Origin of the sequence: Nesterenkonia halobia, from assembly GCF_039536005.1 — a bacterium.
GTDB classification, from domain to species: Bacteria; Actinomycetota; Actinomycetes; order Actinomycetales; family Micrococcaceae; genus Nesterenkonia; species Nesterenkonia halobia.
Genome location: NZ_BAAAYG010000003.1, coordinates 65,177 through 88,944, shown reverse-complemented (window position 1 = coordinate 88,944; position 23,768 = coordinate 65,177). Strand labels below are relative to the sequence as shown.

Sequence of the window (23,768 nt, the reverse complement as noted above, 5' to 3'; positions counted from 1 at the left end):
GGGAGTGGCCACGCCTTCGGCCCCGCCTGTGGAGAACGGATCGCGCCGTCGTGTCGCATCTGCGACCCTGGTGATCGAGCCTGCTGAGCGGCATAATCGTCCCCACCGGAAGGAGGCGTGATGAGAACCACACCCCGTCATCGCCGACCCAAGATGACCGAGCCTGCGGTCTTCGACAACCAGGAGGGCGGTGCAGATCCCGCCGTGATCTCCCAGGCGGCGCACGACACCGCTCACGCGCTCGTCCACCACGGCCGGGACTCCGAGGACCCGGAGATCACCGAGCGCTTCGTCCGGCTGGCCGAGACGGAGGGGATCGAGGCGATCGCCGAGCTGTGGTCGGATTCCCCGGCGCATTCCCTGGCGGGCAGCCTGTGGCGGATCTACGCCATCCGGGCCGCCGTGCAGGCGGACCCCGACCGGATGGCCGCCCATTACCGGGCCGGCCGCAGCGCCTCGACGCCGGAGGTGATCGCCGGAGTCCCCGAGCCGCCGACCGCCGAGGAGATGACGAAGCTCGCGGACATGGTGCTGGCGGGGATGTACAGCGGCGACATCGACGTCGCCTTCGACCGTGCGGCGGCGTTCTGCCGCATCATCGCCCGCGGTCAGGCGCACTCGGCCGACGACGAGAGGTCCGGGACGCATCAGGAGGCGGCGCGACTGACCTCGCGGGCCGGCCAGCTGGTGCGCACGGCGGAGGAGCTGGAGAGCTCCGCCCGGGCGCAGCGGGCCGGTACGCTCGACTAGATCCTCCCGCGGCGGCGATGCGCCGCTCCGCCGCGGGGGACGACGTCGCCGCGGCGACGCAGACGGCGCTCGTATCGAGGAGAGGACGATCGGCCGTCGTGGACGGCCGGCGAGACGAGGGGGAGCACCACGATGAGCGGGTTCACACCACCGGGTTCCCGGCCCGACGACGAGCAGGGCCGGCCGGGATGGCAGCCGCCGACCGGCGACGCCGAGGGGTCGCAGGACGACCAGAATGCGCCGACGCAGCCCCAGGAGCCGGGGCACCCGGGGTCCTGGGGAGCGGCGGGCGCGCCGGGCGAGTCCGGCCAGCCGGGACCGTCCGGCCAGCCCGGACCGCCGCCGCAGCAGCCGCCGCATCCCGGGCCCCACGGCCAGCCGCCCCAGCCCGGAGAGCCGGGTCAGCCGGGTCCGGCGGGCCAGCCGCCGGCCTACGGCGCCCAGCCCCCGAGCGGCGGCCCCGGCGGACCGGGAGGCCCCGGAGGGCCCCACGGCCCCGGTGACGGCACGGCCGGCCCGGCCGGCGCGGGCGGATCCGGCGGCAGCGGCCCCGGCAAGGGCGTCATCCTGGGGATCATCGGCGGCGTGGTCGGCCTGGTCATCATCGCCGTGATCGTCCTGGTGCTGCTCATCGGCCAGGGAGGCGACGACTCCGAGGGCGGCGCGGGCGCCGAGGCCGCGGACGACGCCGCGTCCGCACCCGACAGCGCCGTGGAGGCCTACCTGACGGCTCTGGCCGAGGGCGACGCCGAGACGGCTCTGAGCCTGATCGAGAAGCCCTCGGACACCACCTACCTCACTGACGAGGTGCTGGCCGCCTCGCTCGAATCAGCTCCCATCGGCGGCATCGAAGTCACGCCCGTCGAGACCGACGAGTTCGACGTCATGAAGGAGGTCACCGCCTCCTTCACCGTCGGCGAAGAAGATGTCACGCAGCGCTTCCAGGTCGGCAACCAGGACGACACGTGGAGTGTGCAGGGGACGACCGACCTGCGCCTGCCGGATGCCGGCGATCTGCCGCTGACCGTCAACGGCGTCGAGGCGAGCGCCGACGATGCCTACGTCTTCATGGGTGCCGCCTACACCATGGGCATCGACCACGAGAACTTCACGCTGGAGGGCGGAGAGCAGCTGCTGGCCGACGAGACCAGCAAGTTCTCGATGGACACGGAGGTGACGCTGAGCGAGTCCGGTCTGAACTCCTGGCGACAGGTGGTCGGCGACGCCGTCGACGAGTGCCTGTCCTCGTCCCAGCGCGAGCCGGGATGCGGCCTCGACCTTCCCCAGCGGATCGACGTCTACGGCGAGGGCTATGACATCGTCTCGGACAGCATCGAGCGCTCGATGGACTCCAGCGCCGAGCAGGAGCTGCAGTCGATCGAGCCGCAGCTGGACAGGTCCAGCCCCAACCTGGCGAGCAGCTACATCTCGGGCAGCGTCGAGGTGATCATGGACGTCCGGGCCGGCGGCGGTCGTGAGCAGGTGGAGACGACTCAGTCCTTCGCCGACCCGGTGATCGACATGACCGCCGAGGAGCTCACCGTCGAATGGGAGTGAGCCCCGGATGATCGGCTGAGCCCGCGCGGCGGACACCGCGGCCTCCGGCCCCGCCCCGGCGCATGACGCGCCGGGGCGGGGCCGGAGGCGTCTGGTCTACACTTCCCGCGTGCCGCAGAACACCACAGCCTCCGTCGACGACCCCCGCCCCACCGGTGAGGAGGTCGTCCAGACTCTGCCCTGGCGCTGGAACACCCAGGGCCGGATCTTCCTCATCGGCGGCCTGGGCTTCATGTTCGACGCCTGGGACGTCTCGCTCAACGGCGTGCTCATCCCGCTGCTCAGCGACGAATGGGACCTCAGCGCCGGCCAGGCCGGGCTCATCGGCACCGCCAACCTCATCGGCATGGCCGTCGGCGCGGTGCTGTGGGGGACCATCGCCGATCGCATCGGTCGGCGTCGGGCCTTCGCCTGGACCCTGCTGGTGTTCTCGCTGTTCACCCTCGCCGGAGTGCTCACGACCGACATCACCTGGTTCGTCGCCTTCCGCTTCCTCGCCGGCGTGGGCCTCGGCGGTTGCGTGCCGGTGGACTACGCCCTGGTCGGCGAGTTCACCCCGGCGAGGCATCGCGGCCGCGTGCTCACCGCGATGGACGGCTGGTGGCCGATCGGGGCGACGCTGGCCGGCGTCGTCTCCGCCTGGCTGGTGGGCACCTGGGGCGACTGGCGCCTGCCGCTGCTGGCGATGATCCTGCCGGCGCTGCTGATCTTCGCCGTGCGGCTGGGCATGCCCGAATCCCCGCTCTTCCTGATCCGGCAGGGCCGCCTCGACGAGGCCCGACGGATCATCGACCGGCTCGTCGCCCGCACCGGGGCGACGCCGCGGGACTATGTGCTGCATGCCGGGGTCCCGGCGCAGCGGCTGGGCCTCGGCGGCATCATCACCCAGCTGCGCCGCGTCTGGGAGCACGGCTGGCGCATCACGCTGGTCGCCTGGCTGCTCTTCCTAGCGGTGATGACCGTCTACTACATCGCCCTGCAGTGGATGCCGCAGGTGCTCATCGAGGCCGGCTACGAGCAGTCCCGGGCATTCATCACCTCCGCCGGGATGGCCGGCGTCGGCCTGCTCGGCGTGATCGTCTCCACGCTGCTGGTCGAGCTCCTCGGCCGGCGGCTGCTGCTGGCGATCACCGCCCCGGCGGCGACGGCGCTGCTGGTCGCCCTCGGCGGCGTGCTCCACCTGCCCGCGGCGGTGCTGACGATGGTGCTGGGCTACGGGCTCCTCATCCAGGTGGCCATCCCGGTGCTCTACACCTACGTCTCCGAGCTGTATCCGACGGCGCTGCGCGGCTCGGGCTTCGGCTGGGCCTCGACGATCTCGCGCATCGGCGCGGGGCTCGGTCCGCTGCTCTTCATGGGGCAGCTGGAGCCGGCCCTGGGGCTCTCCGGGGCGTTCGCCGTCTGCCTGGCCGGCGTCGTCGCCGCCGTGGTGGTGATGCTGGTGCTCGCACCGGACACCACCCGCCGGCGGCTGGACTGAGCCGCCTCCGCACAGTCGTGTCCCCGCCCTCCCGCCGCAGTGCGGCGGGCGGACGGGGACACGGGGGCTGAGCGGGACGGACCGATCAGGAGCCGGTGCCGACCTCCTGCCGGCTCTGCGGATAGCGGATCTCCTCGACCATCTCCTGCACGTGCCGGCTCGGCGGCGCGGTGAGGTTCGAGATGACGATGGTCACCGCCGCGTTGACCACTGCGCCGACGGCGCCGATGCCCTCCGGGCTGATGCCGAAGATGTGGTCGTTGGCGCCGGTGCCGAAGATCTCCAGCGTGTAGATCATGTACCCGCCGGTGAACAGCAGACCGGCCAGCATGCCGGCGGTGGCGCCGGGCCCGTTCGCCCGCTTCCAGAAGATGCCCAGGATGATCGCGGGGAAGAACGTCGCCGCCGCGAGTCCGAAGGCGAACGCCACCACCTGGGCCACGAACGCCGGCGGGTTCACGCCGGCGATGATGGCCACGATGATCGCCGCGGCCATCGCGATCCGGCCGACCATCATCTGCTCCTTGTCCGAGGCGCCGGAGTTCCGGCGGAAGACCCGGAAGAACAGGTCGTGCGAGGCCGCCGAGGAGATGACCAGCAGCAGCCCGGCCGCCGTGGACATCGCCGCGGCCATGCCGCCGGCCGCCATCAGGCCGATGACCGGAGCCGGCAGGCCGCCGATCTCCGGGCTGGCCAGCACCAGGATGTCGTTGTTGACGATCAGGTCGGCCCCGGAGGCGGCGTTGTTGGACACCGTCTCGATGGTGTCCACGCCGTCGGCCACCTGGACCAGTCCCGTCTCTCCCCAGGTGTTGATCCAGCTGGGCAGCTCGTCGGCCGAGGCACCCTGCACGCCCTGCAGTAGGTTCAGCTTGGTGAACGCGCCGACCGCCGGAGCGGTCAGGTACAGCAGCGAGATGAAGAACAGCGCCCAGAAGACCGAGTAGCGGGCTCCGCGGACCGTCTTGGTGGTGTAGAAGCGGATGATCACATGGGGCAGACCCGCCGTGCCGAGCATCAGCGAGGCGGTGACCAGGAAGACGTCGAGCTGCCCGCCGTCGCGTCCGACGAAGGCCTCGCTGAAGGCGTGCAGGCCGAACTCCCGGCCCAGCGCGTCCAGCTCGGACAGGATCTGCCCGTAGGAGATTTGCGGGATCGGCAGGCCGGTGGTCTGCTGGGCGACCGCCACCGCCGGGATCAGGTAGGCGATGATCAGCACGGTGTACTGGGCGACCTGGGTGTAGGTGATGCCCTTCATGCCGCCCAGGACCGTGTAGATGAAGATGATCGCCGCGGCGACGATCACGCCCCAGGTCAGGTTCAGGTTCAGGAAGCGGCTGAAGACGATGCCGCCGCCGTTCATCTGGCCGACCACGTAGGTGAACGACACCAGGATCGCGGTGATGGCCGCGACGATGCGCACGCCTTCGGAGTACCGGTCGCCGACGAACTCCGGGACGGTGTACTTGCCCCATTTGCGCAGATACGGCGCCAGCAGCAGCGCCAGCAGCACGAAGCCGCCGGTCCAGCCCATCAGGTAGACCGAGCCGTCGGATCCCAGGAAGGCGATCAGCCCGGCCATGCCGATGAACGAGGCCGCGGACATCCAGTCGGCGGCGACGGCGGCACCGTTGGCGAACGCCGGCACGTCCTGCGAGGCGACGTAGAAGTCCTTGGTCTCCTTGACCCTCGAGCGCCACGCGATGGTGATGTAGAGGCCGAAGGTCAGGATGACGAAGACGAAGGTCCAGATCTGGATGTCGGTCATCGCCGCTCACCGTCCTCTCCGCGCTCGGAGACCCCGAACTCGTCGTCGATGCGATCCATCCGCAGCGCGTAGATGAGGATCAGGATCACGAAGGTGATGATCGATCCCTGCTGGGCGAACCACAGGCCCAGCGGGAACCCGAGGATCTCGATGGTGTTCAGCGGCTCGATGAGCAGGATGCCGAATCCGTAGGAGACGACGAACCAGACCGCCAGCAGCGAGACCATCAGGCGCAGATTCTTCTTCCAGTAGCGCTTCCGCCAGTCGTCCTGGTCGGTCGCGCCTCCGGAGGTGCTCTCATGCGGTGCATCAGCCATGGGAGCCTCCCTTCTGTCCGGTGCGAGCGCCCGGACCTGGAGCCCGGGACGTCGGAGCGGGTGATCATGCGTCGCCGGCGGCGGCGCACGCGGTGCACACCGACAGCACACGGCACTGTGAGGCCCATCACAAGCGCCGCGCCGCCGGAGGGCGGTGCGTCTTCGCCGGCGGTCGCCGGACGTCCTCGAACGGTCGCTCCGGGGCCGCATGACCGTTCGCGGCCGCGTGCGGACCGCTCGTGGAGCGGCGGGCGCCGCTCGTCGAGCCGTCCGGGCTGCGACGAGGCCTGTGAGCCGCCTCACTCCTAGACTGGGCGCATGACCAGAGCCACCAGCACGACGACGGCGCCGCAGGGGATCTTCGGCGGCATCAGTGCGCGCCTCGCGGAAGGGAAGGCCACCGGCTGGGGCGTCTTCCACGGCGGCAGCCGGGCGATGATCATCGGCGGGCTGATGCTGATCCTCTCGGCCTTCCTGCCGTGGGTGGTCATCCCGATCGCCGAGCAGAGCTTCAGTCTGCGCGGCACCGACGGCCCGGGCGTCGTCACCCTGGCCGTGGGCTTCCTGGCCTTCGCCGGCGCCTTCGTCCCGCGGCCGAAGCTCGCCATCGCCCATGCGCTGATCCCCGGAGTGCTCGTCGCGCTGATCACCGGCGCGCAGATCGTCCGGCTGGTCCAGCTCTCGGCCACCACCGGCTCCTGGGGCGGCCTGCTGCCCGGGATGGGCCTGGTGCTGGCCGTCGGCGGGGCGATCGTGCTGCTGCGGGCCGGGGTGCGGATGTGGCGCACCCGGCCGACGGCGGCATGATCCCGCGGACCGGCGCCCGTGCCGTCGCCGCGTGACCGGCGGCATACACTGGCCCCATGCGCCCACCGGAGCCTGAGGACCTCGGCGACGTCGCCGAGACCGAAGTGCGCGACACCCCCGCCGAGGTCGACGCGGTCTTCCGCACGCAGCGGCGCATCGCGGTGACCTATTTCCTGCTGTTCCTGCTGCTCGTCGCCGCCTTCCCGGTGCTGACGCTGGTCTCCGGCTGGTGGCTGGACGCCCGGCTGATCGGCGACCTCAGCCCCGGGTTCCTCACCGTCGCCGTCGGGCTCTACGTGCTCTTCGCCGCCATCGGCATCGCCGCGGCCACGCTGAGCTCCTCGGTGGAGTCGCGGATGCTGGGCACCGATGCGCAGACCGATGCGCAGACCGATGCGCAGGCCGGCGCGCAGACCGATGCGCGCGCCGACTCGTCCGCCGATCCGTCCGCCGACGCGGCGCCGGCCGGCGACGCCGGCGGCCGGGCGGACGCACCGGCCGACCGGCGGGAGGGACGCGGATGAGCGCGGTCTCCGTGGTGACCCTCGCGGGGGTCTTCGTCGTCGTGCTGGGCGTCTCCTTCCTCACCCGTCCGCGCCGCTCCTCGACGGTGGACTTCTACCTCGCCGGCCAGCGGGTCGGGGTGCTGACGAACTCCTGGGCGATCTGCGGCGACTACCTCTCGGCGGCCTCCTTCCTGGGCGTGGCCGCCGCCGTCTACGTCTCCGGCCTCGACGGCGCCTGGTACGCGGTCGGCTTCGCCGCCGGCTTCGTGCCGGTGCTGCTGCTCGTCGCCGCGCCGCTGCGCCGCTTCGGCGAGTTCTCGCTGGCCGACTTCCTCGGCCGGCGCCTCGGGTCGGAGGGGGTGCGGCTCTCGGCGGTCGGGGTCGTGCAGCTGATCATCCTCTGCTACCTGGTCCCGCAGTCGGTCGGCGGCGGCATCACCTGGGAGCTGCTCGTCGGCCACGGGGTCCTCGGGCTGAGCCCCTATGCCACCGGTGTGCTGGTCTGCACCGCGGTGATCGCCGTCGTCGTCTCCTTCGGCGGGATGCGCGGGACCACCTGGAACCAGGCGGTGCAGTTCCTGCTGCTCTTCGGCGCGCTGATCTGGCTGGCCTCCGCCGTCACCGGCGACGACTTCCGCTACGGCGCGCAGGTCGCCGAGCTCGGCGACCAGCCGCTGGCCAATCCGGAGCCGACGGCGGACGGCGACTGGGAGCTCGTCGAGGAGCAGAACCACATCGACGGCGACCAGCCGGCGGTATTCGGCCAGCCCGGCGCCCGCTACGGAGAGCTGGGCCAGATCGCGCTGGTGGTCACCCTGGGGCTGGGCACGGCAGGGCTGCCGCATGTGATGAACCGCTGCTTCACGGCCCCGACCGGCCGGGCGGCGCGGACGACGACCGTCTGGGTGCTGCTCTTCATCGGCGCCTTCTACGCGATGGCGGTCATGCTCGGCACCTCCGCGCGGGGAGCGATCCCCGAGGCCGCCGAGACCCGCCCGTGGCTGCAGCGGCTGACCGTCGACGGCGTGCTCCGCGTGCCCGAGCACGCCCTGCCGGTGCTCGGCCGCATCCACGGCGGCGAGACCGGGCTGGGACTGGTCGCCGCCGCGGCGCTGATCGCGGCGATGTCGACAGTGGCCGGACTGCTGCTGGCCTCGGCGGCGACCTGGGGCCACGACGTCTACGAGCGGCACATCAATCCGCGGGCGACGCAGCGGCAGGCCGTCCGCGCGGGCCGGATGGTCACGCTGCTGGCCGCCGGCGCCGCGGCCGCGCTGGCCATCGCGCTGCGTCCGGAGGCCTTCACCCCGGCGGCGCCCTCGCTGGTGGCCACGATGGTCACCTGGGCCTTCGCCGTCGCCGGCTCGGCGCTGACCCCGGTGCTGGTGCTGAGCATCTGGTGGCGCGGCACGACGGCGGCCGGAGGCGTGGCCGGCATGCTCACCGGCGGCGTGCTGGCCGTGGGGATGTTCTCGCTGGGCAGCGTGCTCGACGCGCCCCCGGCCGTCGGCGAGCTGCTGGTCACTCCCACGCTGGTCGCCGCGCCGGCGGCGGCGCTGGTCACCGTGCTGGTCTCGCGGCGCACCGCCGCCCCCGACGACGTCGAGGCCAGCTGGATCCGCATGCACGGCACGGCGGCCGACCGCGCCTCCGAGCGGCTGGCCGCCCTGACGATCGCCGATCGACGGCGGGGGAGGAGGCCGCGTGCGCGGTAGCGTCATCCTGGCCGCGGCGGTCGCGGTCATCTGGGCCGTGGTGCTGCTGGTCACCCAGGGGCTGGTGCGTCCGGCGCTGGGCACAGTGCCGACGGTGCTCGTCGGCTGCGCGCTGAGCGTGGCGGTGGTGCTGGGCTATCCGTCGGCGCTGCGCGGCCCGCGGGCCCGCCGCGCCGCCCGCGCGGCCCGCCGCGAGGACCAGCCCGATCGCGGCGTGCGCGACCTGGCGGCCGCCGGGCGCTCGCTGCCGCTGCGCGCCGGGCTGACCCCGGATGCGGCCCGGCGCACCGCCGAGCTGCTGCGCCCGATGCTCTCCGGCGACGCCGTCTCCATCACCGACCAGGTCGACATCATGGCCTTCGTCGGTCCGGGCGCCGACCACCATCGGGTCGGCCACGAGATGCAGACCCGGGCCGCCGGCCGCGCCGTCGCCCGCGGGCGGACCGTGGTCGTGAAGGACCCGGCCGGACTGGGCTGCCGGGTCGAGGGCTGCACGCTGCAGTCGGCGGTGATCGCCCCGCTGACCGTCGGCGATCGGGTCATCGGCACCCTCGGGGTCTTCCAGGCCGATACGCCGATCCCGTCGAAGGCGCTGGTCGAGGACATGGCCACGATGCTCTCGCTGCATCTGGAGCTCGCCGAGCTGGACCGCGAGCGGCGGCTGGCCGCCCACGCGCGGCTGGACGCGCTGCGCGCGCAGATCAACCCGCACTTCCTGTTCAACGTGCTCAACACCATCGCCTCGAAGGCGCGGACCAGCCCGGAGGAGGCCCGCGAGCTGCTGCTGCGGCTCTCCGAGTTCTTCCGCTACGCCACCAAGCAGGATGGGCACTTCGCCGAGTTCGCCCAGGAGTACTACTTCGTCCGCACGTATCTGACCCTGGAGCAGGCGCGCTTCGGCGAGCGGCTGCAGGTCCGCTACGACATCGATCCGCAGGTCCTCACCTCGCGGGTGCCGGTGCTGACCATCCAGCCGCTGGTGGAGAACGCGGTCAAGCACGGCATCGGACACTCCACCGCCGGCGGGACGGTGCGGCTGCGCGCGCGGGTGGACCCGCTGGCGCGGACGACATCCATCCGGGTCTCCGACGACGGCGTCGGCATGGATCCCGAGGTGCTGGCCCTGCTGATGCGCGGCGAGGTCGACGTCGGCGAGCACGACGACGCGGTGCTCACCGGCCCCGAGCACGCCGGGGTCGGGCTGCGGAACATCCGCGAGCGGCTCGACGCGCTCTTCGGCGATCGCTACGAGCTCTCGGTGACCTCGCCGCCCGGCGGGGGCACTGCGGTGGATCTGCGCGTGCCGATGCGGTGAGCCGGCGACTGCCCGGCCCGGTGCGTGACATGGCGCACGGCGTCGCGGCGCCTCGCCCTATACTGGAGGGATGCAGCCCCGCGCGCTGATCGTCGACGACGAAGCCCCCGCCCGAGAGGAGCTTCGCTTCCTGCTGGAGCAGATCGGGACGGTCCAGGTGGTCGGCGAGGCCACCAACGGCGAGGAGGCGCTGCTGCTGCTCGACTCGCTGGACTACGACCTGGTGCTGCTCGACATCCGCATGCCCGGCCTCTCCGGGCTGGAGCTCGCCGGCCGGCTCGCGGAGAAGCCGCACCGGCCGCGGGTCATCTTCACCACCGCCTACCCCGACCACGCGGTGGAGGCCTTCGACCTCGCCGCCGCCGACTACCTGGTCAAACCCTTCGACGCCGAGCGGCTGCGTCGTGCCGTGGAGCGGGCCCTGGCGGCCGGGGAGCCGGCCGCCGCCGAGGCCGACGGCGCCGCCTCGCCGGCGCCGCCCCCGTCGCGCCCCCGGGTGGCCGAGCCGGACCCGCTGGTGCGCATCCCGGTGCAGAAGGACGGCCGGACGGTGCTGGTCGCCGGTGATGCGATCATCTACGCCGCCGCGGCCCGCGGCTACTCCTCACTGATGCTGGCCGAGGAGCACGCGCTGGTGTCCTTCTCGCTCAACGAGCTCGAGCGCCGGCTGCACGGCCACTTCCAGCGGGTCCACCGCTCCTATCTGGTGAACCTGCGCCACGTGCGCGAGCTGGTCACCGACGTCCGCGGACAGCTGGTGCTGGTGATGAACGACCGTCGGCGCAGCCGCGTCGAGGTCGCCCGACGGCACGCCAAGGAGCTGCGCCGCCGGCTGGGCGTGTGAGCGGCGCCGGCTCTCCGGCGCGGCCCGGATGTTTCACGGCGACGTTCCACGCCGTCCCGGGCGCCGGCGCCCGGGCGTCGATGCTCAGACCTCGTCGCTCAGCCGTCGAGCGGCAGCGGCGCCTCGCCGCGTTCCAGGGCCAGCAGCCGCTCCTTGCGCTCGAGGCCGCCGCCGTAGCCGGTCAGCGAGCCGTCCGCGCCGATCACCCGGTGGCAGGGCACGATGATCGACAGCGGATTCCGGCCGACGGCGAGTCCCACGGCTCGGGAGGCGCCGGGCCGGTCGAGCGCGGCGGCGATCGCGCCGTAGGTGCGCGTCTCGCCGTGCGGGATCTCGCGCAGCCGCGCCCAGACCGCCTGCTGGAAGGCGGTGCCCGACGGCGCCAGCGGCAGGGTGAAGTCGCCGCGCTCGCCGGCGAAGTATGCCTCCAGCTGGACGGCCGCCTCCGCGACGACGGCCGGCGCCTGCTCGCGGGCGCGGCGCGGGCCCCAGTGGTCGGGGGAGGCATGCCGGTGCTCGGCCAGGTGCAGGCCGGTCAGCGCGACGCCGTCGGCGACCAGGGTCAGCGGCCCCAGCGGGCTGTCGAGCAGCGTATGGGTGGTCTGCGGCGTGCCGGTCGTGTCGGTCGTGTCGGTCTCTGTCATCGGGATCTCTCCTCCTCGGGGTGCGGCGCCGATCGGGGCCGGTGCTCGTCGACGGCGGGGATGCGGGCGACGGGGTGGTCGCTGCTCGCCCAGAGCAGCGCGGCGGCGTAGCCGCGCCAGGGTCGCCAGGCGGCCGCGTGCTCGGTCAGCGCCCGCGGGGCCGCGGGCAGGCCGACGGCTTCGGCGGCGGTCCGGGTGCCCAGATCGGCGGCGGGGAAGGCATCGGGGTCGCCGAGTCCGCGCAGGCAGATCATCTCGGTGCTCCACGGGCCGATGCCGCGCAGTCCGGCCAGCTCCTCGCGGGCCCGGCCCCACGGGGCGCCGACGTCGAGGCTCACCGCACCGGAGGCCAGGGCGGCGGCCAGGCCGCGGATCGTCTCCCGGCGGGATTCCGGCATGCCGGGCCAGCGCGGGTCGTCGGGCGCGGCGGAGGCCAGAGTCTCGGCCGTGGGGAACAGCCGGACGGGGCCGTCGTCGACGTGCAGGCGCGCCGGCAGCTCCGTGCCGAAGGCGGCGGCGAGCCGAGCGCCCAGCGTGGCCGCCGCGGCGGTCGAGATCTGCTGGCCCAGCACGGTGCGGATCGCCTGCTCGTGGGCATCCGGCGCGCCGGGCAGACGCACCCCGGGAGTCCGGGCGACCAGCGGGGCCAGCGCCGGATCGGCGGCCAGCGCGGCGTCGACGGCGACCGGGTCGGCGTCGAGGTCCAGCATCCGGCGGCAGCGCTGCACGGCGGCGGGCAGATCGCGCAGATCCGCCAGGCGCAGCCGTGCGGTGATCGCGCCGTGAGGACGTGGTGTGCCGGAGGTGCTCGAGCCCTGCTGCGGGGTCAGGCCGACGACGCCCGGGCCGTGCGGCAGGCGCACCGCCCGGTGCAGCGTCCCGCGGGGGCCGTCGTCGGGGAGCCAGGCGTCGACGCCGGGCACGGCGGTGGCGATCAGATGTCCGAAGAGACTGTCGAGATGCAGCGGCGTCCGGTGGGCCAGCCGCACGGTGAGCGGGGGAGCGGCCGAGGAGGAATGCTCGGCGTCCTCGGCTCGCCTTCCGCCGCGTCCCACGGCCCGGCGCAGCTGCGTCGGACTGGCGTCGAAGACGGCGCGGACGGTGGCGTTGAAGCTGCGCACCGAGGAGAAGCCGGCGGCGAAGGCGACGTCGGTGGCCGGCATCGTCGTCGCCTCCAGCAGCGTGCGCGCCGTCTCCGCCCGCCGGGCGCGGGCCAGCGCCAGCGGACCGGCGCCGAGTTCGGCGACGAGCAGCCGCTCGACCTGCCGCGGGCCGTACCTCAGCGCCTCGGCCAGGCCGTCGACGCCGTCGCGATCCACCAGGCCGTCGCCGATCAGCCGCATCGCCCGTGCGGCGGCGTCCTCGCGGATGCTCCACTGCGGCGACCCGGGGGAGGCCTCCGGCCGGCAGCGGCGGCAGGCGCGGAAGCCGGCCTGCTGGGCCGCGGCCGCCGAGGGGTGGAACGTCAGGTGCTCGGCCTTGGGCGGCGGTGCGGGGCAGCTCGGGCGGCAGTAGATGCCGGTGCTGGTGACGCCGAAGTACAGCCGGCCGTCGAAGCGGGCGTCGCGGGAGCGGACCGCCTGCAGGCAGGCGTCATGGTCGAGCGGCAGCGGCGCCGTCGCGGCGGCCGACGGCCGCGCCGGCGCTGACGGGGCGGAGGCTCGATCGGGTGTCACAGCTCCAGCATGCGCGCCGACGCGGGGTCATGCCAGCAGGAATCCGACATCGCAGCCCGGGCGGCGACGGGCGGGGCCGCCGGTGGTGCGCGGCGCCGATCCTGCGTGGTCCCGGTCCCGCGCGGCGCCGGTCCTCGCGGCGCGACGGATCAGCGGGAGGGCTTCTGCGGTCCGCCGCGGCCGGCGTCGTCGACTCCTCCTCCGCTCGGGCCGCCGGCGGATCCCGCACCCGGCCGCGAGGTGCCGCCGCCGGGCGCCGTCGATCCGGCACTGGACGATCCGGCACCGGGGGAGGCGGCGTCGTCGCGTGCGCCGGAGTCGCCGCGCTCCTGCAGGTTCGGGGCGGCCTTGCTCGACTTTCCGCGGCCGGCCAGCGCCGCCGCCGGGGCGCTCTGCGGAGTGCGCGGGCGGCGCCAGGCGCGGTGGCAGCCCAGCAGCACATAGGCGACCAGCAGGGCGAGGGCGAGCAGTCCGTCGACGATCAGCGCCGTCCAGGAGTCGCGCGCCTCGCCGAGCCGGCTCCAGCCGATGAGCGCCATGCCCACCTTATGGGCGAAGGCCAGCTCCATCAGGCCCGGGTAGCTCGTCGGACGCCAGGCGACCAGGGCGAAGAGTCCGGCGAAGACCATCAGGCCGAAGGCGCGCCAGGCGTCGACGACGAGGTGCTCGGGGCCGGCGGCGCTCAGCTGGGCGATGGCCATGCCGGAGGCGAAGGCCGCCGTCAGGGCCGCGATGATCAGCAGGGAGCGGCCGGCGACGCCCCGCCGGGCGGAGGCATCAGTGGGCGGAGTGGTCATGCAGCTCCCTCGTCTCGCCGGGGCGTGGTGGGCCGCAGGGCCCGTCCATGCCAGCGTAGGCCAGCGGCGTCCCGCTGACCACCGGTGACGGCGAGATCGGGCGCAGGAGCCGGTCGGCGGCCCGACCTCGTTCAGCGCCGGAAGAGGGGCTCGCCCCCGGCGACCCGTCCCTCGGCCACGGCGCTGATCGCCTCCGCCGGCGCGTCGAGGACGACGACGGGCACGACCGGCGAGATCGCCGTCCCGCCGGCCTCCTCGGGCAGCGTCGCGGGGTCCCAGTCGACCATCGGGTCGCCGACCTGCACAGTGTCCCCGGTCGCGGCGTGGACGGTGAAGCCCGCGCCGTCGAGGGCGACGGTGTTGATGCCCAGGTGCACCAGCACGCCGACGCCGTCGGCTCCGGCGATGACGAAGGCATGCGGGTGCGCCTTGACCACGCGGCCGGCGATCGGCGCCCGGACGGTGGTCGGCCCGGCGTCCGGATCGAGGCCGACGCCGGCGCCGACCATCGCCCCGGCGAAGACCGGGTCCGGGATCTGCTCCAGCGGCAGCACAGTGCCCGGGCAGGGGGCGAGCACCTCGGTCATCGCAGGTCCTCGATGTCCTCGGCGATCGTGTCGGCCTCGGGGCCGACGACCACCTGGACGACGGTGCCGCTGATCATCACCCCGTGCGCGCCGGCGGCCTTCAGTCCGGCCTCGTCCACTGTCGAGGCGTCCTTCACCTCGGTGCGCAGCCGGGTGATGCAGGGCTCGATCTCCACGATGTTCTCCGAGCCTCCGAGCCCGGCCAGGATCTGCTCCGCGCGGTCTGCCATGGGTCTGTCCTCCACTGGGTCGTGTGCCGTCCGATCGTGCGCCGCGTCCGCCGTCGGACGCTTGACAATCAGTGTGACACGCTTCATAGTCAACTGGTACGTACCAGACCGTATCAATACGGACCAGAGCTGTCGAGACTGCGGAGAGGAGCCGGGAGGCCCGTGGAGGACCAGAGGTCGGAGGCGACGACGGCGGACGCCGGGGCCGCGGCGGGCGCACACCGCCTGGTCGACGGCCCGTCGCCGAAGCACGTCCAGCTCAGCCGGGCGCTGGCCCGGATGGCGCGCGAGGAGCTCGCTCCCGGGGAGATGATCCCGTCGGAGCGGCGGCTGATGGCCGACTACGGCGTCTCGCGGGCGACGGTCCGCCGCGCCGTCGACGGGCTGATCGTCGACGGACTGCTGCGGAGGGTGCCGGCCAAAGGCACCTATGTGGCCCCGCCGCGCCTGGAGAGCCGCCTGCATCTGGCCTCGTTCACCCAGGACATGCGCCGGCGCGGGCTGCGCCCGACGACGACGCTGGTCTCGCTCGAGCGGCGCGAGCCGACTGCTGAAGTCGCCGAGTCGCTGGGTCTCGCCGACGACGAACCGGTCTGGGAGATCACCCGCGTCCGGCGGGCCGACGGGCGGCCGATCGCGCTGGAGACCGGATGGTATCCGACCGGGATCTTCCCGGAGCTGGATCGCCGGAATCTCACGGGGTCGCTCTACGAGCTCTTCTCCGAGGACTACGGCGTGGTCATCGATGCCGCCGAGCAGACGGTCTGGGCGGAGGTGGCCGACCGGGCCGCAGCCCGGCACCTCGACGGCGGAGAGGCGACTCCGCTGGTGGTCTTCCGCCGCGTCTCCCGCGCCGGCGGCCGTCCGGTCGAATACACGGTCTCGCGGTACCGGGGGGACCGGTACCAGGTCCACATGAGCCTCGGCGGAGGTCCGTCCGTCGACACGAGACAGGAATGAGGGAATCACTGTGAGCACCGGATCAGGCGGCGACGACGCCGCCTCGACGACGCAGAAGAAACCACGCTTCAATCTGGCTCCGATCCAGAAGTTCGGACGCAGCCTGCTGCTGCCCATCGCCTCGCTGCCCGCCGCGGCGCTGCTGATGCGACTGGGGCAGGATGATCTGCTCGGCCCCGACGGCGCCGGACTGGGCGCCATGGCCGACGTCATCGGCGCGGCGGGCAATGCGCTCTTCGACCACCTGCCGATGCTCTTCGCCGTCGGCGTGGCCATCGGCATGGCGAAGAAGGCCGACGGCTCCACCGCGCTGGCGGCAGTCATCGGCTACTTCGTCTACACCGGCGTCACCGACGCGATGTCCCCGGTGGTGCTCGGCACCCCGGCCGAGGGCGAGGAGCAGGAGCTCGTCGACTTCCACGTCCTCGGGGGCATCATCATCGGACTGATCGCCGCCTTCTTGTGGCAGAGGTTCTATCGCATCAAGCTGCCGCCGTATCTGGCCTTCTTCGGAGGCCGACGCTTCGTGCCGATGATCGTCGCCCTGGCGGCGATCCTGATCGGTGTGCTGATGAGCTTCATCTACCCGCTCTTCGACGCCGGCATCACCTCGCTGGGCGAGTGGGTCACCGAGAACGCCGTGCTCGGCGGCTTCGTCTACGGCTTCGCCAACCGGCTGCTCATCCCGCTGGGTCTGCACCACGTGCTGAACAACCCGCCGTGGTTCCTGCTGGGCTCCTACGAGACCGCCGACGGCGTGGTCCACGGCGACATCGAGCGCTTCCTCAGCGGCGACCCCACCGCCGGCATCTTCATGGCCGGCTTCTTCCCGATCATGATGTTCGCCCTGCCGGCCGCCGCGATGGCCATCTGGCACGAGGCCAAGCCGGCCAAGCGCAAGCTCACCGGCGGCGTGATGATCTCGGTGGCGCTGACCTCCTTCCTCACCGGAGTGACCGAGCCGCTGGAGTTCGCCTTCATGTTCGTCGCCTGGCCGCTCTACGTCATCCATGCCTTCTTCACCGGCACCTCGATGGCACTGGTGAACTTCCTGGAGATCAAGCTCGGCTTCGGCTTCTCCGCCGGCCTCTTCGACATGGTGCTGAACTGGAACATCGGCAGCCAGCCGGCCATGCTCATCCTCATCGGACTCGGCTACGCCGTGCTGTACTACGTGGTGTTCCGACTGGTCATCCGCGCCTGGAACCTGAAGACTCCGGGGCGCGAGGATGACGCCGAAGAGACCGTCGACGCACCGGAGGCCCGTGGATGACTCTGATCAGCGCCGTCGCCGCCCTCGTGCCGGGCGACGTCAGCACCGGCACGCCGGCCCGCATCGCCCCGCGCTGGCTGCGCGTGGCCGAAGGGCGGATCGTCGAGGTCGGCGACGGCCCGCCGCCGGCGGCGCCGGAGGTGACGATCGACGACGGGATCCTCGCCCCCGGCTTCCTCGACGTGCACTGCCACGGCGGGGGAGGGGCCTCCTTCTCCGAGGGGGCGTCGGCGGCGGCGACGGCGCGGGCGGCCCACCGGGCCGCCGGGACCACCACGATGCTCGCCTCGCTGGTCACCGACCCGCTGGACGAGCTCGCCGCCCAGCTGGAGTCCCTGCGCCCGCTGGTGGCCTCTGGGGAGCTGGCCGGCGTGCATCTGGAAGGCCCCTGGCTGAGCCCGCGGCACCGCGGCGCCCATGACCCCGAACATCTCGTCCCGCCGGAGCCGGCGGCGCTGGAGCGGCTGCTGGGCACCGGGCTGGTCCGGATGGTCACCCTCGCCCCGGAGCTCGACGGCGGGCTGGACGCGGTCCGGCGCGTCGTCGCCGCCGGGGCGACGGCGGCGATCGGCCACACCGACGCCAGCTACGAGCGCAGCGGTAAGGCGCTGGACGCCGGGGCGACGGCGGGCACCCATCTGTTCAACGCGATGGCCGGGCTGCATCACCGCGAGCCCGGCCCGGCCGCCGCCCTGCTGGAGCGGCCGGAGGTCTTCGTCGAGATCATCGCCGACGGCGTCCACGTCCACCCGGCCATGCTCCGGCTGGCCTTCGCCCAGCATTCCGAGCGCTTCGTGCTGATCTCCGACGCCATGGCCGCCGCGGCCGCCGCCGACGGCGCCTACCGGCTGGGCGGGCTCGACGTGCAGGTCCGCGACGGCGTCGCCCGACTGGTCGACGCCGCAGGCCGGCCCGGCGCCATCGCCGGCTCCACGCTGACCATCGCCGACGCCGTCCGGCATGCCGTGCGCGAGGCCTCGGTCCCGCCGGCGCAGGCCCTGGCCGCGGCGACGGAGAACCCGGCGGCGATGGTCGGGCTGGCCGACGTCGGGCGGCTGGCCGCCGGGACGCGGGCCGATCTGGTGCACCTGGACGAGGAGCTGGCCGTGCAGGCGGTGATGCACCGCGGGACCTGGCTCTGACCGATGCGGGGCGGGGGTCGGCGCCGGTGAGGCGCTGACCAGGTCCGTCCGGGTGTGGTGTGATGCTGGAACGATCACATCGGGCAGGAATGCTCCGGCGGGCCGCGTGGTTCGCAGTGGTCGGCGGGGCCGCGTGCCCCGGCATACGCATCCAGGACGAGAGAGGTTCCGATGACTGACGTTCCTACTGTGCAGCTCAACGACGGCACCGAGATCCCGCAGCTCGGGTTCGGCGTCTGGCAGGTTCCCGCCGACGACGCCGAGCGCGTCGTCGCCGAGGCCCTGAAGGTCGGCTACCGGCACATCGACACCGCCGCGATCTACGGCAACGAGGAGGGCGTCGGCCGCGCCATCGCCGCCTCCGGCGTCCCGCGCGAGGAGCTGTGGGTCACCACCAAGCTCTGGGTCGGCGACTTCAAGGAGGGCAACACCAAGCAGGCGCTGCGGACCTCCCTGGAGAAGCTGGGGCTGGACTACGTGGACTTGTACCTCATCCACTGGCCCTCGCCGGAGGACGAGGCCTACGTGCAGGCCTACCAGGACATGGAGGAGCTGAAGGCCGAAGGGCTGACCCGCAGCATCGGCGTCTCCAACTTCCTGCCCGAGCACCTGGACGCGGTGATCGGCGCGAGCTCCACCGTGCCCTCGGTCAACCAGATCGAGGTGCACCCGGTGCTGCAGCAGCGCGATGTGCAGTCCGCCGACGCCTCGCACGGCATCGCCACGCAGGCCTGGAGCCCGCTGGCGCAGGGCGAGGTCTTCGGCGACGAGCCGATCGTCGCCGCGGCCGAGGCCCACGGCGTGAACCCCGCGCAGGTCATCATCCGGTGGCACCTGCAGCGCGGCCGCATCCTGTTCCCGAAGTCGGTGACCCCGGAGCGGATCGCGTCGAACTTCGACGTCTTCGGCTTCGAGCTCTCCGCGGACGAGCTCGCGGCCATCGACGGACTGGAGCGCGACGGCCGTCGCGGGGCGCACCCGGCGACCTTCAACCCGGCCTCGCAGTGAGCCCGGCCGGGGACGGACCTCCGGCGTCCGTCCCCGGCGGCCCGCCCGTCGTGCGCTGAGCGTTCGACGCCGTCGACCGTCCCGCCGCGGACGACAGAAGGCCCCCGTCCGGTGCTGGAACCAGCACCGGACGGGGGCCTTCTGTCGTCGGCCGCCTCAGCGGACGATCACGGCGAGCAGATCACTTCTGCTGCTCGTCCTCCTCGGGGCCTTCCACCGTGGAGATCTCGCCGGTGCCGACGACCTCCTCGTAGATCTGCTCCGACTCGTACTGCCAGCCGGCGGCCGACTCGGCGTACTCGGGAGTGTCGAAGACCTCCTCGGTGATCGGGCTGTCCGGGGTGGCCTCTTCGTCCACGGAGATGGTGCCCGTCGCCGGATCCACTGCAGTGGCCGAGGCGGGCACGTCGTGGACGGCGAAGACCATGTCGTCGTAGGCGAACGAGCTGGATGCGTCGTCGCCCTGCCGGCCGGGCTCGCGGCCCAGGCCCGCCAGCGTGGTTGACGTGCCGCCCAGGAAGTGCGACAACGAATGACCCTGTCGGCTGACCAGCGTGCGCAGGTTGCGCTCGACGGCCGGTCCCTCGTCGGCACCGGCCGCCTCGCGGGCGGTGTCGACCAGCGCGGTCTTCGTCGCATGCGGACGCAGTCGCACGTACCGCGGCTGATTCTGCCCGTCGTAGATGAACATCCGGATCATGCCGATCATCGCCAGCACGATGACGATGGACATCGGCGCGGCGGCGGCGATCGAGCTGATCTGCAGCACGCGCAGGGCCGCGTCGGCGGCCTCGCCGGCGGCGGTCAGCAGGATGATGGCCGAGGCTCCCTCGACCAGCGCCCAGAAGACTCGCGTCAGCCGCGGAGTCTCCGTGCGCCCGCCGTGGGAGAGAATGTCGACGACCAGCGAGCCGGAGTCGGAGGAGGTCACGAAGAAGAACGTGATCACCAGGATGGCGACCACGGCGGTGATCGCCGGGATCGGCAGCTGTTCCAGCAGGGTGAACAGCGAGTCGTTGGTGCTGACCGCGCCGTCCTCGCCGACCATGATCCCGTCGCGCAGCTGGTAGTAGATGCCGGAGTTGCCGAACACGGTGAACCAGAAGATAGCGATGAGCGTCGGAGCCAGCAGCACGCCGGCGACGAACTGGCGGATGGTGCGGCCGCGGGAGATGCGGGCGATGAACATGCCCACGAACGGCGACCAGCTCATCCACCAGCCCCAGTAGTAGATGGTCCAGTCGGCGGACCAGCCGCCGGCGTCGCCGCCGCCGGCGTAGCTCGCCGAGGTCTCGAACATCAGCTGCGGGAACATCCAGGCGTACTCGCCGGCGTTGGCGACCATCGCCTGCAGCAGCACCAGCGTCGGGCCGAAGATCAGCACGAAGATGGCCAGCAGTGCTGCCAGCGACATGTTGATGTTCGACAGCCACTTCAGGCCCTTGTCCACGCCGGATACCACCGAGAAGGTGGCGATGGCGGTGATGCAGATGACCAGGACGGTCAGCAGCATGTTGCTCGACTCGGCCCAGTCCATGAACTCCAGGCCGGCGGCGATCTGCTGGACGCCCAGGCCCAGCGAGGTCACCACGCCGAAGATCGTGCCCACGATGGCGATGATGTCGATGACGTGGCCGACCCAGGATTCGATGAGTTTGCGCCCGAAGATCGGCTCCAGCAGCCAGCGCACCGTCAGCGGACGGCCGCGACGGAAGGTCATGTAGGCCAGGCCGAGGCCGACGACCACGTAGATGCCCCAGGCGTGCAGACCCCAGTGAAAGAGCGTCTCGCCGAGTGCGGCATCGGAGATGTGCTCCTGCGTCGAGGCGATCAGATTGCCGTCGGCGTCGACCCCGGCGTCGCCGGTGACGTCCGGCGGGGCGATCAGGTGGTTCAGCGGCTCGGCCACGCCCCAGAAGATCAGTCCGATGCCCATGCCGGCCGAGAAGAGCATGGTGAACCAGGACATCAGGGAGAACTCGGGCTTCTCGTCGTCCCGGCCCAGCCGGATGTTGCCGGCCTTGGAGAACGCCGCCCAGGCCCCGAAGCCGATGAACAGCGTGCAGACGAGGACGTACCACCAGCCGATGGTGTCGACGATGCCGGTGTTCAGCTCCTCGAATGCTTCGGCACCCTGGGCCCGGCCGAACCAGGTCGCGAAGACCAGGGCGACGGCGATGATGATGACGGCCGGGACGAACACTGGCTTGTTGAGGCTTCGCCAGACGCTCGAGACCGACCAGTTGCTCACTTCTGCTTCGGATGACGAAGCCATGAAGTCCTCCTCGGTCGAGTGATTACCACAGTGGGAAACAGGTGATGTACGACACACATGCTATGACCTGTCCTCCAGACGCAGAAAGACGACGGCGCCGACCATCATCCGTCCGTCATCCGTTCGGCCCGGGGGCCTCAGGGAGCGGTGATGAGGTACCTGCGCGCCGTCGTCGTCCGGACGTGCTGGGGGTCAGATCAACAACATTCACCACCCATTAGGCCTTAAGTCGCGCGATTCTGGCAAGAACAGGCCTGCTCAGGAGTGACTCCCGTCGCTGCTTCTGCCAAGATGTGAAGCCTACTGCACACTCGTATCCACTGTGGGGAGAGACATCATGAGCAGCTCTGCCACCCCCGCCGGAGCATCGGAGCGCCCGGTCAGGGTCCGCGAGTCCTTCGCGGGACGCAAGGCGTTCATCCTGACCGCCGTGGGCTCCGCCGTCGGGCTCGGCAACATCTGGCGCTTCCCGTACATCACGTACGAGAACGGCGGCGGCGCCTTCATGATCCCGTATCTGATCGCGCTGCTGACGGCCGGAATCCCGATCCTGCTGTTCGACTATGCCATCGGGCATACGTTCCGCGGGTCCGCGCCGATGGCATTCAAGCGCCTCCATCCCGGTGCGGAGATCATCGGATGGTTCCAGGTCGGAATCAGCTTCCTGATCTCCATCTACTACTCGGCGATCATCGCCTGGGCCGCCTGCTACACCTGGTTCTCCTTCTCCCAGGCCTGGGGCGACGACCCTGAAGGCTTCTTCTTCGGCGAATACCTGCAGTACGACGCCGGCGGCACCGGCGACGCCGGGCTGTCGGTGGACTTCGTCGCCCAGGTCGGCTGGCCGCTGATCGCCGTCTGGGTGGTGCTCCTCATCGCACTGGCCGCCGGCGTGCGCCGCGGCATCGCCGCCGTCTCGGTCATCGGCATCCCGATCCTGTTCGTCATGTTCGCCGCCCTGGTGATCTATTCGCTGACCCTCGACGGAGCCGTCGACGGGCTGGACGCGCTGTTCACTCCGGACTGGGGTGCGCTGACCGATCCGCAGGTGTGGATCCAGGCCTACGGGCAGATCTTCTTCTCGCTCTCGGTCGGCTTCGGCATCATGATCACCTACGCCTCGTACCTGAAGCGGAAGTCCAACGCCTCGGGCTCCGGTCTGGTCGTCGGCTTCGCGAACTCCTCCTTCGAGCTGCTCGCCGCGATCGGCGTCTTCGCCGCACTGGGCTTCCTGGCCGCGGGCACCGGCTCGGCCGTCGGCGACGTCGTCTCCTCGGGGCTGGGCCTGGCGTTCATCGCCTTCCCGACGATCATCGCCCAGGCGCCGGCCTCGGCCCTGGTGGGCGTGCTGTTCTTCGGCTCGCTGACGCTGGCGGGGCTGACCTCGCAGATCTCGATCCTCGAGGTCGTGATGTCCGCGGTGAAGGACAAGACCGGCTGGTCGCGCGGCGTCGTCGTCGCGATCGTCGGCGGCTCCAGCGCCGTCATCTCGATCGTGCTGATCGGCGGGGTCTCCGGCGTGACGATCCTGGACACCGTCGACGCCTTCTCGAACAACATCGGCATCGTCGGCGGCGCCTTCATCGCCGTGCTGCTGGTGATGTGGGTCTTCCGGAAGATGGACGTCCTGATCGCGGGGCTGAACACCTACGGTTCGTTCCGCATCGGCCCGCTCTGGAAGGTCCTCACCGGCGTGGTGCTGCCGATCGTGCTGGTCGTCCTCCTCTACCAGGACATCTCCACCAAGATCACCGAAGGCTACGGCGGCTACGACGCCTGGGTGGTCTCCACCTTCGGCTGGGGCTCGCTGGGCCTGGTGGTCGTGCTCTCGGTGGTGCTCTCGCTGATGCCGTGGCGCAGCGGTTCGGCCATGCACACCGAGGACCCGGCCATCGACGAGGACAACTATGACGAGCTCGTCGGCAGCGGCGAGACCACGGAAGGAGGGACCCGCTGATGGAGACCTCGGCCATCATCCTGATGCTCATCGCCCTGGTGCTCGTCTGGGGCGGCCTCATCACCGCCGTCGTGCACCTCAATCGTCACCCCGACCCGGAGTGAGCCTGCCCTGAGGGCATCCCGGCGGAGAGGCGGCGTCGGATCACGGGAACATCACG

General features: G+C 71.9%; 22 protein-coding genes. 14 read left to right on the top strand and 8 right to left on the bottom strand.

Translation table 11 applies throughout. From position 1 onward, the window contains the following. The first annotated feature begins 120 nt into the window (after window positions 1-120). The 3 genes from ABD652_RS03250 to ABD652_RS03240 all read left to right on the top strand — a co-directional run bounded on the left by ABD652_RS03250 (window position 121) and on the right by ABD652_RS03240 (window position 3,787). The gene (locus ABD652_RS03250) at window positions 121-750 is read left to right on the top strand and encodes a hypothetical protein (protein WP_344718137.1); all 630 of its coding nucleotides are present in this window, start codon (window positions 121-123) and stop codon (window positions 748-750) included. A 132-nt stretch (window positions 751-882) separates the two neighbouring features. Then, window positions 883-2,307 carry a hypothetical protein gene (locus ABD652_RS03245; RefSeq protein ID WP_344718135.1) on the top strand — a complete coding sequence of 475 codons (1,425 nt, stop codon included), beginning with the start codon at window positions 883-885 and terminating at the stop codon, window positions 2,305-2,307. Window positions 2,308-2,416: 109 nt separating this feature from the next. After that, a complete protein-coding gene (locus tag ABD652_RS03240) occupies window positions 2,417-3,787 on the top strand; it encodes an MFS transporter (protein ID WP_344718133.1) in 1,371 nt (456 codons plus the stop codon). 85 nt (window positions 3,788-3,872) lie between these two features. On the opposite strand, the gene ABD652_RS03235 is transcribed toward ABD652_RS03240, so the two are convergent. Together ABD652_RS03235 and ABD652_RS03230 are read right to left on the bottom strand one after the other, a co-directional pair. Continuing rightward, a complete protein-coding gene (locus tag ABD652_RS03235) occupies window positions 3,873-5,555 on the bottom strand; it encodes a sodium:solute symporter family protein (RefSeq protein ID WP_344718131.1) in 1,683 nt (560 codons plus the stop codon). Continuing rightward, on the bottom strand, window positions 5,552-5,872 hold the full coding sequence (locus ABD652_RS03230) for a DUF4212 domain-containing protein (protein ID WP_344718129.1): 321 nt from the start codon (window positions 5,870-5,872) through the stop codon (window positions 5,552-5,554). Before ABD652_RS03230 ends, ABD652_RS03235 begins: the two co-directional genes overlap by 4 nt. A gap of 318 nt (window positions 5,873-6,190) precedes the next feature. Between ABD652_RS03230 and ABD652_RS03225 the strand changes: the two genes are divergently transcribed. From ABD652_RS03225 to ABD652_RS03205, 5 genes are all read left to right on the top strand, one after another. Next, window positions 6,191-6,679 (top strand): hypothetical protein, encoded by a 489-nt coding sequence (locus ABD652_RS03225; protein WP_344718127.1) that lies wholly within the window; start codon window positions 6,191-6,193, stop codon window positions 6,677-6,679. A gap of 56 nt (window positions 6,680-6,735) precedes the next feature. Beyond that, window positions 6,736-7,203 carry a hypothetical protein gene (locus ABD652_RS03220; protein ID WP_344718125.1) on the top strand — a complete coding sequence of 156 codons (468 nt, stop codon included), beginning with the start codon at window positions 6,736-6,738 and terminating at the stop codon, window positions 7,201-7,203. Further along, complete coding sequence (locus tag ABD652_RS03215) at window positions 7,200-8,900, top strand: sodium/solute symporter (RefSeq protein WP_344718123.1); 1,701 nt, start codon at window positions 7,200-7,202, stop codon at window positions 8,898-8,900. Before ABD652_RS03220 ends, ABD652_RS03215 begins: the two co-directional genes overlap by 4 nt. Then, the gene (locus ABD652_RS03210; protein ID WP_344718121.1) at window positions 8,890-10,215 is read left to right on the top strand and encodes a histidine kinase; all 1,326 of its coding nucleotides are present in this window, start codon (window positions 8,890-8,892) and stop codon (window positions 10,213-10,215) included. Before ABD652_RS03215 ends, ABD652_RS03210 begins: the two co-directional genes overlap by 11 nt. Window positions 10,216-10,285: 70 nt before the next feature. Continuing rightward, window positions 10,286-11,059, top strand: a complete 774-nt coding sequence (locus ABD652_RS03205; RefSeq protein WP_344718119.1) for a LytR/AlgR family response regulator transcription factor — start codon at window positions 10,286-10,288, stop codon at window positions 11,057-11,059. Between the two features lie 98 nt (window positions 11,060-11,157). Here ABD652_RS03205 and ABD652_RS03200 read toward each other — a convergent pair whose 3' ends face one another. The 5 genes from ABD652_RS03200 to ABD652_RS03180 all read right to left on the bottom strand — a co-directional run bounded on the left by ABD652_RS03200 (window position 11,158) and on the right by ABD652_RS03180 (window position 15,080). Next, window positions 11,158-11,703 carry a methylated-DNA--[protein]-cysteine S-methyltransferase gene (locus ABD652_RS03200; RefSeq protein ID WP_344718117.1) on the bottom strand — a complete coding sequence of 182 codons (546 nt, stop codon included), beginning with the start codon at window positions 11,701-11,703 and terminating at the stop codon, window positions 11,158-11,160. Continuing rightward, window positions 11,700-13,379, bottom strand: coding sequence for a DNA-3-methyladenine glycosylase 2 family protein (locus ABD652_RS03195; protein ID WP_344718115.1), 1,680 nt, complete (start codon window positions 13,377-13,379; stop codon window positions 11,700-11,702). The genes ABD652_RS03200 and ABD652_RS03195 overlap by 4 nt, the downstream gene beginning before the upstream one ends. 149 nt (window positions 13,380-13,528) lie before the next feature. Further along, complete coding sequence (locus ABD652_RS03190) at window positions 13,529-14,176, bottom strand: hypothetical protein (protein ID WP_344718113.1); 648 nt, start codon at window positions 14,174-14,176, stop codon at window positions 13,529-13,531. A 131-nt stretch (window positions 14,177-14,307) separates the two neighbouring features. Next, a complete protein-coding gene (locus tag ABD652_RS03185; protein WP_344718111.1) occupies window positions 14,308-14,763 on the bottom strand; it encodes a PTS sugar transporter subunit IIA in 456 nt (151 codons plus the stop codon). Beyond that, entirely contained in the window at window positions 14,760-15,080 is a 321-nt protein-coding gene (locus tag ABD652_RS03180; RefSeq protein ID WP_344718109.1) for a PTS sugar transporter subunit IIB, read from the bottom strand. Before ABD652_RS03180 ends, ABD652_RS03185 begins: the two co-directional genes overlap by 4 nt. A 75-nt stretch (window positions 15,081-15,155) precedes the next feature. On the opposite strand from ABD652_RS03180, the gene ABD652_RS03175 reads away from it, so the two are divergent. The 4 genes from ABD652_RS03175 (at window position 15,156) to ABD652_RS03160 (ending at window position 19,376) form a co-directional block, all read left to right on the top strand. Further along, window positions 15,156-15,953 (top strand): GntR family transcriptional regulator, encoded by a 798-nt coding sequence (locus ABD652_RS03175; protein ID WP_344718106.1) that lies wholly within the window; start codon window positions 15,156-15,158, stop codon window positions 15,951-15,953. A gap of 10 nt (window positions 15,954-15,963) precedes the next feature. Next, window positions 15,964-17,226, top strand: a complete 1,263-nt coding sequence (locus ABD652_RS03170) for a PTS transporter subunit EIIC (protein ID WP_344718104.1) — start codon at window positions 15,964-15,966, stop codon at window positions 17,224-17,226. Continuing rightward, the gene (gene nagA, locus ABD652_RS03165; protein WP_344718102.1) at window positions 17,223-18,368 is read left to right on the top strand and encodes an N-acetylglucosamine-6-phosphate deacetylase; all 1,146 of its coding nucleotides are present in this window, start codon (window positions 17,223-17,225) and stop codon (window positions 18,366-18,368) included. The genes ABD652_RS03170 and nagA overlap by 4 nt, the downstream gene beginning before the upstream one ends. A gap of 171 nt (window positions 18,369-18,539) precedes the next feature. Then, the gene (locus ABD652_RS03160; RefSeq protein ID WP_344718100.1) at window positions 18,540-19,376 is read left to right on the top strand and encodes an aldo/keto reductase; all 837 of its coding nucleotides are present in this window, start codon (window positions 18,540-18,542) and stop codon (window positions 19,374-19,376) included. 181 nt (window positions 19,377-19,557) lie between these two features. Here the strand turns inward: ABD652_RS03160 and ABD652_RS03155 are convergent, their stop codons facing one another. Further along, a complete protein-coding gene (locus ABD652_RS03155; RefSeq protein WP_344718098.1) occupies window positions 19,558-21,651 on the bottom strand; it encodes a BCCT family transporter in 2,094 nt (697 codons plus the stop codon). Window positions 21,652-21,988: 337 nt separating this feature from the next. On the opposite strand from ABD652_RS03155, the gene ABD652_RS03150 reads away from it, so the two are divergent. Continuing rightward, window positions 21,989-23,608 carry a sodium-dependent transporter gene (locus ABD652_RS03150; RefSeq protein ID WP_344718096.1) on the top strand — a complete coding sequence of 540 codons (1,620 nt, stop codon included), beginning with the start codon at window positions 21,989-21,991 and terminating at the stop codon, window positions 23,606-23,608. Continuing rightward, on the top strand, window positions 23,608-23,712 hold the full coding sequence (locus ABD652_RS03145) for a methionine/alanine import family NSS transporter small subunit (protein ID WP_344718094.1): 105 nt from the start codon (window positions 23,608-23,610) through the stop codon (window positions 23,710-23,712). The genes ABD652_RS03150 and ABD652_RS03145 overlap by 1 nt, the downstream gene beginning before the upstream one ends. The last annotated feature ends 56 nt before the right edge of the window (window positions 23,713-23,768 follow it).

Bases quoted from the DNA above. Each gene is read 5' to 3' on its own strand.
- ABD652_RS03200 (WP_344718117.1), bottom strand. From the start codon at position 11,703: ATGACAGAGACCGACACGACCGACACGACCGGCACGCCGCAGACCACC.
- ABD652_RS03180 (WP_344718109.1), bottom strand. From the start codon at position 15,080: ATGAAGCGTGTCACACTGATTGTCAAGCGTCCGACGGCGGACGCGGCG.
- ABD652_RS03215 (WP_344718123.1), top strand. From the start codon at position 7,200: ATGAGCGCGGTCTCCGTGGTGACCCTCGCGGGGGTCTTCGTCGTCGTG.
- ABD652_RS03160 (WP_344718100.1), top strand. From the start codon at position 18,540: ATGACTGACGTTCCTACTGTGCAGCTCAACGACGGCACCGAGATCCCG.
- ABD652_RS03150 (WP_344718096.1), top strand. From the start codon at position 21,989: ATGAGCAGCTCTGCCACCCCCGCCGGAGCATCGGAGCGCCCGGTCAGG.
- ABD652_RS03235 (WP_344718131.1), bottom strand. From the start codon at position 5,555: ATGACCGACATCCAGATCTGGACCTTCGTCTTCGTCATCCTGACCTTC.
- ABD652_RS03190 (WP_344718113.1), bottom strand. From the start codon at position 14,176: ATGACCACTCCGCCCACTGATGCCTCCGCCCGGCGGGGCGTCGCCGGC.
- ABD652_RS03205 (WP_344718119.1), top strand. From the start codon at position 10,286: ATGCAGCCCCGCGCGCTGATCGTCGACGACGAAGCCCCCGCCCGAGAG.
- ABD652_RS03250 (WP_344718137.1), top strand. From the start codon at position 121: ATGAGAACCACACCCCGTCATCGCCGACCCAAGATGACCGAGCCTGCG.
- ABD652_RS03230 (WP_344718129.1), bottom strand. From the start codon at position 5,872: ATGGCTGATGCACCGCATGAGAGCACCTCCGGAGGCGCGACCGACCAG.
- ABD652_RS03145 (WP_344718094.1), top strand. From the start codon at position 23,608: ATGGAGACCTCGGCCATCATCCTGATGCTCATCGCCCTGGTGCTCGTC.
- nagA (WP_344718102.1), top strand. From the start codon at position 17,223: ATGACTCTGATCAGCGCCGTCGCCGCCCTCGTGCCGGGCGACGTCAGC.
- ABD652_RS03220 (WP_344718125.1), top strand. From the start codon at position 6,736: ATGCGCCCACCGGAGCCTGAGGACCTCGGCGACGTCGCCGAGACCGAA.
- ABD652_RS03155 (WP_344718098.1), bottom strand. From the start codon at position 21,651: ATGGCTTCGTCATCCGAAGCAGAAGTGAGCAACTGGTCGGTCTCGAGC.
- ABD652_RS03185 (WP_344718111.1), bottom strand. From the start codon at position 14,763: ATGACCGAGGTGCTCGCCCCCTGCCCGGGCACTGTGCTGCCGCTGGAG.
- ABD652_RS03225 (WP_344718127.1), top strand. From the start codon at position 6,191: ATGACCAGAGCCACCAGCACGACGACGGCGCCGCAGGGGATCTTCGGC.
- ABD652_RS03245 (WP_344718135.1), top strand. From the start codon at position 883: ATGAGCGGGTTCACACCACCGGGTTCCCGGCCCGACGACGAGCAGGGC.